The sequence below is a fragment of the Mesorhizobium sp. M0018 genome (genome assembly GCF_040323955.1).
GTDB lineage: Bacteria > Pseudomonadota > Alphaproteobacteria > Rhizobiales > Rhizobiaceae > Mesorhizobium.
The window spans coordinates 17,146-29,130 of the sequence record NZ_JAMYVL010000020.1 but is presented as its reverse complement, the minus strand read 5'-3'; the positions used below and the strand labels follow the sequence as shown (position 1 = coordinate 29,130).

The window sequence follows — 11,985 nt, the reverse complement described above, 5'->3', positions numbered from 1 at the left end:
GGGCTCACAACCCGTCTTTTTTGGCAGTGGAGGCCACTTTTTACATGAAAAAGATCGAAGCGATCATCAAGCCATTCAAGCTAGACGAAGTGAAGGAAGCGCTTCAGGAGGCCGGCCTGCAAGGTATCACCGTTACCGAGGCCAAAGGGTTTGGCCGCCAGAAGGGCCATACCGAGCTTTATCGCGGCGCCGAATATGTCGTCGACTTCCTGCCGAAGGTGAAAATCGAAGTCGTGCTCGGCGACGATGCGGTCGAAGCAGCGATCGAAGCCATCCGCAAGGCGGCCCAGACTGGCCGTATCGGCGACGGCAAGATCTTCGTCTCCAACATCGAGGAAGTGGTGCGCATCCGCACCGGCGAAACCGGCATGGACGCCGTCTGAATTTTCCCGTTAAAAGGCCGTGTTCAAAACGTCATCACATAGGGAAGCAGGGACATGACGACAGCCAAAGACATCATGAAGCAGATCAAGGACAACGACGTGAAGTTCGTTGATCTGCGCTTCACCGATCCGAAGGGCAAACTGCAGCACGTTACGATGGATGTCGTCGAGGTCGAGGAAGACATGTTTGCCGATGGCGTCATGTTCGACGGTTCCTCGATCGCCGGCTGGAAGGCGATCAACGAGTCCGACATGGTGCTGATGCCGGATTCCGATACGGTGCATATGGACCCGTTCTTCGCGCAGTCGACCATGGTCATCCTGTGCGACATCCTCGATCCGATCTCGGGCGAATCCTACAACCGCGACCCGCGCGGCACCGCTAAAAAAGCCGAGGCCTACATGAAGGCCGAAGGCATCGGCGACCAGATCTTCGTCGGTCCTGAAGCCGAGTTCTTCGTGTTCGACGACGTCAAGTACAAGGCCGATCCTTACAACACCGGCTTCAGGCTGGATTCGACCGAACTGCCGTCCAATGACGACACCGACTACGAGACCGGCAACCTCGGTCATCGGCCGCGCATCAAGGGCGGCTATTTCCCGGTGCCGCCGGTCGATTCGGCGCAGGACATGCGCTCGGAAATGCTCACCGTGCTCGCCGAGATGGGCGTGCGCGTTGAAAAGCACCATCACGAAGTGGCCGCCGCCCAGCACGAGCTCGGCATCAAGTTCGACACGCTGGTCCGCAACGCCGACAAGATGCTGATCTATAAATATGTCGTGCACCAGGTCGCCAACGCCTACGGCAAGACGGCCACTTTCATGCCGAAGCCGGTGTTCGGCGACAATGGCTCGGGCATGCATGTCCACCAGTCGATCTGGAAGGAAGGCAAGCCGACCTTCGCCGGCAACGAATATGCCGGCCTGTCCGAGAGCTGCCTGTTCTACATCGGTGGTATCATCAAGCATGCCAAGGCGATCAACGCCTTTACCAACCCGCTGACCAACTCCTACAAGCGCCTGGTGCCGGGTTATGAAGCGCCGGTGCTGCTCGCCTATTCGGCACGCAACCGCTCGGCCTCGTGCCGCATTCCGTTCGGCTCGTCGCCGAAGGCCAAGCGCGTCGAGGTCCGCTTCCCCGATCCGGGCGCGAACCCCTATCTTGCCTTCGCCGCCATGCTGATGGCCGGCCTTGACGGCATCAAGAACAAGATCCACCCGGGACAGCCGATGGACAAGGATCTCTACGACCTGCCGCCGAAGGAATTGAAGAAAATCCCGACCGTCTGCGGCTCGCTGCGCGAGGCTTTGCAGAGCCTCGACAAGGACCGCGGCTTCCTGAAGGCCGGCGGCGTATTCGATGACGACCAGATCGACAGCTATATCGAGCTCAAGATGGCCGAGGTAATGCGCTTCGAAATGACCCCGCATCCGGTCGAATACGATATGTATTATTCGGTGTGATCCAGATCGTTGCAGCCAACAAAAAAACCCCGGAGGAGACGCCGGGGTTTTTATTGCGATGCGATCGGAGAGAAAGTCACGGCGCAGACCTGAGGTCTACGCCGGGACGAATGCTCAAGCCGCGGCCGAAACTTCGGAGCTGGTAGGGACGGAGGCGATCGTCTTCAATATCTGCGAGGCGATCTGGTAGGGGTCACCCTGCGAGTTCGGGCGGCGATCCTCGAGATAGCCCTTGTAGCCGTTATTGATAAAGGAATGCGGCACGCGGATCGAGGCGCCGCGGTCGGCGATGCCGTAGCTGAACCTGTTCCAGGGCGCGGTCTCGTGCTTGCCGGTCAAACGCTTGTCGTTGTCCGGCCCATAGACGGCGATGTGATCCATCAGGTTTTTGTCGAAGGCTGCCATCAGCGCCTCGAAATAGCCCTTGCCGCCGACTTCGCGCATATAGGCGGTCGAGAAGTTGGCATGCATGCCGGAGCCGTTCCAGTCGGTGTCGCCGAGCGGCTTGCAATGATATTCGATATCGATGCCGTACTTCTCGGTCAGGCGCTGCAACAAATAGCGCGCCATCCACATCTGGTCGGCGGCCTTCTTGGAGCCCTTGCCGAAGATCTGGAATTCCCACTGGCCTTTGGCCACCTCGGCGTTGATGCCTTCATGGTTGATGCCGGCGGCAAGGCAAAGGTCAAGATGCTCCTCGACGATCTGCCTGGCGACGGAGCCGACATTGCTGTAGCCGACGCCGGTGTAGTACGGGCCTTGCGGCGCCGGATAGCCACTCTCGGGGAAGCCGAGCGGACGGCCGTCCTTGTAGAAGAAATATTCCTGCTCGAAGCCGAACCAGGCGCCGTCGTCGTCGAGGATGGTGGCGCGCTTATTGGAGGCATGCGGCGTCACGCCATCGGGCATCATGACCTCGCACATAACGAGCGCGCCATTGGTGCGGGCCGGATCCGGGTAGACGGCGACCGGCTTCAGAACGCAATCGGAGCTGTGGCCCTCGGCCTGCATGGTCGAAGAACCGTCGAAGCCCCACAGCGGAAGCTGGTCGAGCGTCGGAAACTCGGCATAGTCCTTGACCTGCGTCTTTCCGCGAAGATTGGGAACCGGGGTGTATCCATCGAGCCAAATGTACTCGAGCTTGTATTTCGTCATTCTAGCCTCTCGTTGCTTGATCACCGAACCCTGGATGGCGCCGGGGCGAGCCGGCCTATCCAGCAGCCGACCTGCCGGATTACTAAAATGCAATTCGTGTGCCATTCTCGCCGGCGATGGATGCGGCAAAAGTGAGGTTGTATCCGCCCAAAATCGCTGGTCCGCTGTCATGCTGCGTTCGGATCATCCACAAGCACATTTTGCACAAATAATATGCAAGTACTGATCTTTTCGTAATCATATTGCCTATTTCGATTGCTGAACCTATGTTGGGGAAAGGTTGAATCGGCAAGGTTCTGTCGAAGAAAGGAAACCGACAATGGAAATCACTTCCACTCGTCAGTCGGCCAAAATCCTGATGTTCCCGGTGGCAGCGCGCGCTTCTGCCTCAAATTTAAGCGGAAAGGCTAAGTTCGCGGCAGAACTTGCTTCGTTGCGCAACCGCACGGATTTCGGAAGTGCCTGGTATCATGAGGCAGCGATCGAGGAAGCGAACCAGGATCGGAAGAGCTAAGCCCTTCCCCTCCCTGCACTTGATAGATTGGAAAAGCCCGGCGCGATCGCTCGCGCCGGGCTTTGCTTTGAACCGGACAGGCCGGCTACTGTTTGGTGTGCAGGTCCGTTCCGAGCGTATCCCTGATGAAGATCATGCCGATGATCAGCGACATCGCTGCAACGGCGACCGGATACCAGAGGCCGTAGTAGATGTTGCCCTTAGCCGCGCTCAGCGCGAAGACGGTCACCGGCAGTAAACCGCCAAACCAGCCATTGCCAATGTGGTAAGGCAGCGACATGCCGGTGTAGCGGATGCGCGTCGGGAACATCTCGACCAGGATCGCAGCAATCGGCCCGTAAACCATGGTCACGTACAGAACCAGGATGAACAGGATGCCGATGGTCAGCGGCCAGTTGATCTGCGCCGGATCCGCGAACATGGCAAAAGCGCCGGAAGCGGGAATGTTGTAGACTGTCACCTCGGTTGCGCCAGCCGCTTCTTCCTTGGTCAGGATCTTGTCCGCGATTGCCTTGTCTGTCGGGACGGTTGTTTTTTCGCCGGCACGAATCGCGGTGGCATCGAGTTTAAGCTCGGGATTGGCAGCCACAAAAGCGTCGAGCTTCTGGTCGGCCACTTTCGATGCCGCACGCTTTAGAGGATAACCTCCATCCTGTAAGGCGATATTGATTGCCTTGCCGAAGGCTGTCTCCTTGGCCTTCAACTGGTCGCCAGCCGCGACCGCGTCATAGGCTTCAGCCGTTTCGTTGCCAATCTTGACCGTTGCAGCCGTTCCGGGCGCGGCTGTCGTGACCACATCGTATGGCACGGAACTCTTCGCAAGGAATGCCGTGGCCACATCGCACGAGCTGGTGAATTTCCATGTTCCGGTAAGATTGAACTGGAAACTGCAGTCGCCCGGTGCCGCGGTGACGGTTGCTCGAACATTTTCCTGCGCGGTAGCTAGAGTGGGATTAGCGGCGCGGGTCAGTGCCTTGAACAGTGGAAAGGTGGTGACGATCGCCAGCGCCAATCCCGCCATGATGATCGGTTTGCGGCCGATCTTGTCGGAGAGCCAGCCGAATACGACAAAGAAGATGGTGCCAAGCGCCAGCGCGATCGCGATCATGATGTTGACCGACTGCGGATCGACCTTGAGCACGTTCTGCAGGAAGAACAGCGCGTAGAACTGGCCGTTGTACCAGACCACGGCTTGGCCAGCGGTAAGGCCAAGCAGTGCCAGCAATGCGATCTTGGCGTTTTTCCACTGGCCGAAGGCTTCGGACAGGGGTGCCTTGGAGCCTTTGCCCTCGGCCTTCATACGCTGGAAGGTCGGAGACTCGGCAAGTGACAGGCGAATCCAGACCGAGATGGCGAGCAGCACCGCGGAAACCAGGAACGGAATGCGCCAGCCCCAAGCTGTGAAATCTTCCTTGCTGAGGGAATTCTGCACAATCAGAATCACGATCAGCGACAGGAACAGGCCGAGCGTTGCGGTGGTCTGGATCCATGAGGTGTAGAAGCCACGGCGGTCATCTGGAGCGTGCTCGGCGACGTAGGTCGCGGCGCCGCCATATTCGCCGCCAAGCGCCAGACCCTGCAGCAGACGGAGTGCAATCAGCATGATCGGCGCGGCAATGCCCCAACTGGCGGAGCCGGGAAGCAGGCCGACCAGGAAGGTCGACAGACCCATGATCATGATGGTGACAAGAAATGTGTACTTGCGGCCGACGAGATCGCCGATGCGGCCAAACACCAGGGCACCGAGCGGGCGAACGATGAAGCCTGCGGCGAACGCCAGAAGCACGAAGATGTTTCTCGTTGTTTCCGGATAAGAGTTGAAGAATGCCGTGCCGATCGCGGCCGCCAATGCACCGTAGAGATAGAAATCGTACCATTCGAAAATGGTGCCGAGCGAGGAGGCGAAGATGACCTTCTTCTCCTCGCGCGTCATACCGCGGCTTGTTTTGCCGGCGGTCGATGCCATTGCCATGAGCGTGTCCTCCCGTGTGATTCCGTCAGTCCTCGATGCTGCGCGTCATCGTCCGCGTTTCCTCGCAACGCAGACTCAGTGCAGCCACCGGTGCAAAAAAATGACAGAAAGCGCCGTCCAGAGGCAGACCGTCTTTGGGATTATGACTTTGGTCTAATGTGCAGTGCGAAATAGAAACGACGGTGCGGTCAGCCTTTGAGAGCTTCGAGCAGCGTGACTGCCGCCATCATGTCGCGCTTGCGGGCCGCGCGGTGCGCGACGGCCTCGGCATCATGGCCCCATTGCTCGGCCTGCCAGTCCTCGTCGACATGACCGGCAGCCCAGGCCGCCTCGCCGTCGAGCTCGCCGAAGTCGACGGCCAGCGCCAGCAGCGCCGATCCGGTCAGCAACGTCATGACGTGGATGGCGGCAAGGCGCAGCGGATCGGCACGTTGGGCAAGATGCTGGCCAAGCAGCGCGATACTCTCGCGCGGCTGTTCGACATGGATCACGCCTTCGGCAAGATGGAACCGGGCGCCGAGAGCGCTGCGCACCCAGTCGATGACCGGATCCCAAAGCTGGTTCTGCCGCTCGACGAGTCCTTGGGGCGCATCGGCGCGGTAGCAGAGCAGATCGGACGAGGCAAAGCGCAGGATATCCTCCAGCACGGCCTGGGGATCACTGGCGACGCCATCGATTGCCGTATTGACCAGACGCATCACCGGCATCGTCACCGGGTTGATGGTCTCCTCCTGTGCGGCGAATTCCTCGGCGACGAGAGCAGCCGCCTTTTCGGTCGGCAGCGCCAGCAGCGCCTTGGCCGGCGTGCGGACGGGCTTGCCATCGAGATGGACGGCAAAACTGTCTTCGACCGGTGCTACCGCGACGGTCTTGTAGAAGCGCTTCGGCAGCGGCGTCTTCATCTGGATCTGGGCGCGACGCACCGGGTCCGGATCAGAGAGCAGCTTTCCAGCTTCGAGGTCGTTCAATATATCGCGCATGCTCATCCGGGACTTTGTTTTCGGGCCGGCCGGTTGACGATGATGAGTCCGGCGGCGATCAGGGCGAGTGCCAGGAAGATACGAACGGTCAGCGGCTCATTCAAGAACACGGCGCCGCACAGCACACCAAATACCGGCGACAGGAAAGTGAAGCTCGACAGTCCAGATGCAGGGTAGCGCCGCAGCAGCCAGAACCACAGCACATAGGTGAAGGCGACGACATAGACGGCCTGGAACAGCAGAGCCAAGGTCGGCAGAAGAGTAAAGCTGCGGACGGGCGGCCCGGCAAAGGGCATCACCAAAATGCCGACGACAGCGGCTCCGGCCAGCTGATAGAGCAGCAGCTTTTCGGCGCTGGCCGTCACCAGCTTCGACCGCTTGATGACGATATTGGTCACGGCCCACAGAATGCCGGCACCGAGACTGAGCAAATCGCCACCCAATGTTGCGCCGCCATTGGCGCTCAGTTTATCGGAAAACACCGCGATCAATCCAGCGAAAGCGAGCAGAAGACCAACGAGCTTGCGTGCCGTGATGCTTTCGCCCAGCAGGAAATGACCGCCGACCAACATCCAGAACGGCATGGTGTTGACCAGCAAAGTGTTGCGCACGACAGTGGTATGCTCGAGCCCGACATAGAGAAACAGGAACTCGAGACCGAAAAGCGCGCCTGCCAGAATGCCGGCGACGAGGGTCTTGTCGGGCGTGAACAGCGCACTGCCGCGCCAGCGGCACCAGCCGAAAACACACAGGCCGCCGATCACCGACCGTGCGATCGACAGGAAAATGGGATCGTAGCCGGCGTAGGAGATCTTGGCGGCGACGTAGTTCAGCCCCCAGGAAAAAGTCAACCCAACCATGATGGCGGCTGCCGCCAGATCGACCGCGTCACGGCGGTCGAGGGTTTCTGTGGCGACGCCCACCAGCGCTAGTCCTCGGCACTCTGCTCGTCGAAACCGAGCAGGTTCCAGCTCTGGCGCATATGCGGCGGCATCGGTGCGGTGACGTCGACAAAGCCCTTGTCGGGATGCGGGATAACGATGCGGCGCGCGTGCAGATGCAGCCGGTTCTGCATGCCGCCTGGAAAATCCCAATTGGTGTCGGCCTCGAAATATTTGGGGTCGCCGATGATCGGGCAACCGATATGGGCGGCATGGACGCGAAGCTGGTGGGTGCGCCCGGTATAGGGTTCCATTTCCAGCCAGGACAGGGTCTGCGCCGCCTGCTCGACTATGCGGTAATAGGAGACGGCGTGATCGGCGCCCTTTTCGCCATGCTTGGCGATACGCACACGATCGCCGTCGGGCGTCGGTTCCTTGATCAGCCAGGTCGAGATCTTGTCCTCGCGCTTCGGCGGCACGCCCTTGACCAGCGCCCAGTAGGTTTTCTTCGTCTCACGCGCCCGGAACGCTTCGGCGAGCTTCATGGCGGCGAGCCTTGTACGGGCGACAACCAGCACACCCGACGTGTCGCGGTCGAGCCGGTGCACCAGGCGCGGCTTCTCGCCCTTCTGGTTGCGCCAGGCTTCCAGCATGTCGTCGACATTGCGGGTGACGCCCGAGCCGCCCTGCACTGCCAGGCCGGCCGGCTTGTTGAAGACGAAGACCTTCGGGTCCTCATGGATCAGCATCTTTGCCAAAACGTCGGCGTCGCCCTGGTTGCGGATCGAATGACCGGTGAGCGGGCTTTCACCTTTCTTGTCGACTTCGAGCGGCGGCACACGCACCGTCTGGCCGGCTTCGACGCGGGTATCGGCCTTCACCCTGCCGCCGTCGACGCGGATCTGGCCGGAACGCAGCAGCTTCTGCAGATGACCGAAACCGAGACCGGGGAAATGGCTCTTGAACCAGCGATCGAGCCGCATGCCCGCCTCGCCGGCGTCCACTGTGATCTGTTCAACGCCTGCCATGATTCCAATCGCCGTTTTGCAGGCATGCAACGGCATTCGCCGGTACCCGCAATCTCACTCGCTTATTCGTTGTCGGTTCCATATTGCAGAACCTGAACTTTCTCCAGCGTAATCAAACCACTTGTCATGATTGTTTCAAGCACGGGCAGGAAAGCGGCCAATTTTTCCTCGTCATCGACGATCTCAATGACGAGTGGCAGATCCTCCGATAGGCGGAGGATCTTCGTGGTGTGAAGCCGGCTGGAATGGCCGAACCCCATCGCGCCGCGCAGGACGGTCGCGCCGGCTATCTGCATTTCGCGGGCCCTCAGCACAATAGCCTCATACAGCGGACGGCCATCTGCCCTGTCGTTTTCGCCGATAAAGATGCGCAGCAATTGTGCCTGTGTTGGTATCTTCATTGCCTGGACCCTCTCAGCCGGTTGAGCCGAACTGCAAAGATGTGGCCAAGCCAGACGGCGGCAAGCCAGGCCACCACGGAGATCGCGATATTGAGTCCCGCCGCCACAAACCTCCCGCCTTGCGCGAGGATGAGTGTTTCAAGGCTGAAAGCGGAGAAGGTCGTCAGGCCGCCGCAGAAGCCGGCCATGAAGAATTGACGTTGCAGCGGACCGGCGAAGACGCGACCATCCGGTCCCGTCAATGTCGCGTAGAAGCCGATGAGGAACGAGCCAACAATATTGACGAGGAGCGTGCCGAAGGGAAATCCAGCGCCCCACAGGGCAGTGCTCGTCGATGAGGCAAGCGCCCGCAACACACCGCCGATCATGCTGCCTGCGGCCACGGTCGCATAGAGCCGAACCGTTTCGTTGGTTCTGCGACGGCCAATGAGGCGCGCCGCATGCCCTGCCGCGGCAGTGTCCGTCCCGTCGTGGCGGAGCTTCCGCGGGCCGCTCACCGCGCCCCGCTGCCAATCAGAAGACTTCCGGCGGCAAAGCCCAGCGTCACGCCGCCGAGGCTCAGAAAAACCGAAAGCAGCACATTTCCGCCGGCGCGCCGCCATTCGCCCTCGCGCGCCAGCGCCAGCGTCTGCAGGCTGAAGGAAGAAACCGTGGTATAGCAGCCGAGGCCGCCGGTAACGGTAAAGGCCCAGATGGCGGGCATGCCGTCGCGCGCCACCGCATGCGCAACGACGCCGATTGCAAACGCTCCCGAGACATTGACGGCCATAGTGCCCCAGGGAAAGGTCTCGCCGACCCGGCGGGCGACGAAGCCGGACAGGAAGAAGCGGGCCATTGCACCGATCGCGCCACCAAGGCAGACAAGCAACAGATGATACATCGTGCTCCCTCGCGCCGGTCACACCATGGTGTCAGGCGGCTCCGGCCTTCTTCGGCTTGCTGGAGCCGATCATCTTCCAGTTCTTGTAGAACATGGCATTGATGCGCTCGACGCTGACCGAAACGATGGCGAGAAGAGCGGCAATCATGCCGGGAAATGGCGATGGCCGGATGATGTCCATGAACACGCAGTAGCGGCGCCCATCATATTCGTTGACCGATCGGTGCAGCAGCGTGTCGTCGAAAATATAGAGCGGATTGTCGTGCCAGTAGTTCCTGGCGTTGTTGCACTCGACGAAAACCTCGGCCTTCACCGGGAGAAGATTGTAGAGAATGCGCAGGCTGAGCCGCAGCGGTCCGAAATGCCAGGAGGTCGATTCCCTGCCCCTAAACACCGACACGGCGATGGTCTTGATGTATTTGAAATCCTTGTTGAATTCGGCAACGTTGTCGATTTTGTGCTTGCCATACCACTGGTAGACATACATGCCGCGCCGGCCGCTGCCGAAATTGGCGTCGATATCGGCGATGATCTCGTCCTTGCGCGCTTTGAAGACGTCCAGAACCTCGTTGACCTCACGCTGATAGTCCGGAGGAAACTGGTCCAGTTTCCAGACACCGCGGTTTCTGTAGCACAGCAGATCGACCAGCAGATTGAAGGGCGAAAGCAGCCAGGTGAAGATGCCGTTGCCGAGGAAATAACCACTGAACAGGGCCCAGTTCTTGTTGTCGTTGCGCAACACGTCGATCAGGCCGAGGACAATGAAAATTGTCGTCAGGATGGGAATGAAATAGAAGCCGAGCGCCAGCAGCGGGATCGCTATGGCGAACTTCCGGAGGGTCTTGCGAGTTCTTTTTGTCATTTTTCCACGCGCCAGGCGCGATTCCGTTCTGAATATCGTCGGTACGTTTCTGGCCTGTCCGCCGGCCGAAGGCGCACCTTGATAGGGTTTTTTATCCCGCCAGACAACGGCGATCACACCAGTGTGCGACTGGCAGCTACTTTTCCCGCTCGCTGCGCCGCTTGGCCCAATAATCCAGCCGCTTCCTGATATCGCGCTCGAAGCCGCGCTCGGGCGGGTCGTAGAATGTCTGCCTTCCCATCTTCTCCGGAAAATAGTCCTGGCCGGAAAAAGCGTCGGGCTCGTCGTGGTCGTAGCGATAGCCGGCGCCGTAATCTTCCTGTTTCATCAGCTTGGTCGGAGCATTGAGAATGTGCTTGGGCGGCAGCAGCGAACCGAATTCCTTCGCCGCCTGTGTGGCGGCCTTGAACGCGGTATAGACTGCATTGGATTTCGGCGCGGTGGCGAGATAGACGGTCGCCTCGGCGAAGGCCAGTTCGCCCTCGGGCGAGCCCAGATAGTCATAGGCGTCCTTGGCGGCGTTAGCGACGACGAGCGCCTGCGGGTCGGCCAGCCCGATATCCTCCATCGCCATGCGCACCAACCGGCGCCCGAGATAAAGCGGATCTTCGCCGGCGTCGAACATGCGGGCGAGATAGTAGAGTGCCGCGTCGGGGTCGGAGCCGCGCACCGATTTGTGCAAGGCGGAGATCAAATTGTAGTGGCCGTCCTGTCCCTTGTCGTAGATCGGCGCGCGGCGCTGGACGATGCGCTGCAGAGCTTCGGCACCGAACACGTCCTTTGATTTCGCTGCGCGCCAGACCTCTTCGGCGAGCGTCAGCGCCGCGCGGCCGTCGCCGTCGCTCATGCGGATGAGCATCGCCCGCGCGTCTTCATCGAGCGGCAGCGGCCTGCCCTCTGCCTGTTCGGCCCGCGCCAGCAGCTTGGCAATACTGTCCTCGCCGAGTGAGTGAAAGACCAGCACACGCGCGCGCGACAAAAGCGCGGCGTTAAGCTCGAAGGATGGATTCTCCGTGGTGGCGCCGACCAGCACGACGGTGCCGTCTTCCATCACGGGCAGAAAACTGTCCTGCTGGGCGCGGTTGAAGCGATGGATCTCGTCGACGAACAGCAGCGTCTGGCGGCCGTTCGAGCGGCGCAGCTTCGCTGCCTCGAACACTTTCTTCAGGTCGGCAACGCCGGAAAACACCGCCGAGATCTGTTCGAAGGCGAGGCTTGTCTCGCCGGCAAGCAGCCGTGCGACCGTTGTCTTGCCGGTGCCGGGCGGGCCCCAGAAGATCATCGAGCCGAGCGAGCCGGAGCCGATCAGCCGCGTCAGCGCGCCGTCGGGTCCGGTCAGATGCTCCTGGCCGACGACCTCGCCGAGGTTCTTCGGGCGCAGACGGTCCGCCAGCGGCCTGCCGGGCGGCGTCTTTTCCGGTTCGTCGACACTGAACAGATCGGCCATGCAACTTCTTCTGCCTGG

At 60.5% G+C, this 11,985-nt stretch carries 13 protein-coding genes; 3 read left to right on the top strand and 10 right to left on the bottom strand.

From position 1 onward, the window contains the following. Window positions 1–44: 44 nt before the first annotated feature. Both NKJ81_RS24200 and glnA read left to right on the top strand, forming a co-directional pair. Entirely contained in the window at window positions 45–383 is a 339-nt protein-coding gene (locus tag NKJ81_RS24200) for a P-II family nitrogen regulator (RefSeq protein ID WP_019857988.1), read from the top strand. Window positions 384–437: 54 nt separating this feature from the next. Next, window positions 438–1,847 carry a type I glutamate--ammonia ligase gene (gene glnA, locus NKJ81_RS24195; RefSeq protein WP_023675115.1) on the top strand — a complete coding sequence of 470 codons (1,410 nt, stop codon included), beginning with the start codon at window positions 438–440 and terminating at the stop codon, window positions 1,845–1,847. A gap of 114 nt (window positions 1,848–1,961) precedes the next feature. Here glnA and NKJ81_RS24190 read toward each other — a convergent pair whose 3' ends face one another. Further along, entirely contained in the window at window positions 1,962–3,002 is a 1,041-nt protein-coding gene (locus tag NKJ81_RS24190; RefSeq protein ID WP_352541993.1) for a glutamine synthetase beta-grasp domain-containing protein, read from the bottom strand. A 319-nt stretch (window positions 3,003–3,321) separates the two neighbouring features. Between NKJ81_RS24190 and NKJ81_RS24185 the strand changes: the two genes are divergently transcribed. Then, window positions 3,322–3,516: a DUF2735 domain-containing protein gene (locus tag NKJ81_RS24185; protein ID WP_352451032.1), complete on the top strand. Its 195-nt coding sequence runs from the start codon at window positions 3,322–3,324 to the stop codon at window positions 3,514–3,516. Between the two features lie 85 nt (window positions 3,517–3,601). Here NKJ81_RS24185 and NKJ81_RS24180 read toward each other — a convergent pair whose 3' ends face one another. The 9 genes from NKJ81_RS24180 to NKJ81_RS24140 form a co-directional block, all read right to left on the bottom strand. Next, a complete protein-coding gene (locus NKJ81_RS24180) occupies window positions 3,602–5,488 on the bottom strand; it encodes an MFS transporter (protein WP_352541992.1) in 1,887 nt (628 codons plus the stop codon). A 188-nt stretch (window positions 5,489–5,676) separates the two neighbouring features. Further along, window positions 5,677–6,468 carry an ATP12 family chaperone protein gene (locus NKJ81_RS24175; protein ID WP_352541991.1) on the bottom strand — a complete coding sequence of 264 codons (792 nt, stop codon included), beginning with the start codon at window positions 6,466–6,468 and terminating at the stop codon, window positions 5,677–5,679. A 2-nt stretch (window positions 6,469–6,470) separates the two neighbouring features. Further along, window positions 6,471–7,328: a DMT family transporter gene (locus NKJ81_RS24170; RefSeq protein WP_502904319.1), complete on the bottom strand. Its 858-nt coding sequence runs from the start codon at window positions 7,326–7,328 to the stop codon at window positions 6,471–6,473. 68 nt (window positions 7,329–7,396) lie between these two features. After that, a complete protein-coding gene (locus NKJ81_RS24165) occupies window positions 7,397–8,377 on the bottom strand; it encodes an RluA family pseudouridine synthase (RefSeq protein ID WP_352451037.1) in 981 nt (326 codons plus the stop codon). A gap of 62 nt (window positions 8,378–8,439) precedes the next feature. Continuing rightward, the gene (locus NKJ81_RS24160; RefSeq protein ID WP_352541989.1) at window positions 8,440–8,778 is read right to left on the bottom strand and encodes a DUF190 domain-containing protein; all 339 of its coding nucleotides are present in this window, start codon (window positions 8,776–8,778) and stop codon (window positions 8,440–8,442) included. After that, window positions 8,775–9,146: a CrcB family protein gene (locus tag NKJ81_RS24155; RefSeq protein ID WP_352451039.1), complete on the bottom strand. Its 372-nt coding sequence runs from the start codon at window positions 9,144–9,146 to the stop codon at window positions 8,775–8,777. Before NKJ81_RS24155 ends, NKJ81_RS24160 begins: the two co-directional genes overlap by 4 nt. A 125-nt stretch (window positions 9,147–9,271) precedes the next feature. Beyond that, a complete protein-coding gene (gene crcB, locus NKJ81_RS24150) occupies window positions 9,272–9,658 on the bottom strand; it encodes a fluoride efflux transporter CrcB (protein ID WP_352451040.1) in 387 nt (128 codons plus the stop codon). Window positions 9,659–9,689: 31 nt separating this feature from the next. Further along, the gene (locus tag NKJ81_RS24145) at window positions 9,690–10,520 is read right to left on the bottom strand and encodes an aspartyl/asparaginyl beta-hydroxylase domain-containing protein (RefSeq protein WP_352451041.1); all 831 of its coding nucleotides are present in this window, start codon (window positions 10,518–10,520) and stop codon (window positions 9,690–9,692) included. A 136-nt stretch (window positions 10,521–10,656) separates the two neighbouring features. Beyond that, window positions 10,657–11,967 (bottom strand): replication-associated recombination protein A, encoded by a 1,311-nt coding sequence (locus NKJ81_RS24140; protein WP_352541988.1) that lies wholly within the window; start codon window positions 11,965–11,967, stop codon window positions 10,657–10,659. Window positions 11,968–11,985: the final 18 nt, after the last annotated feature.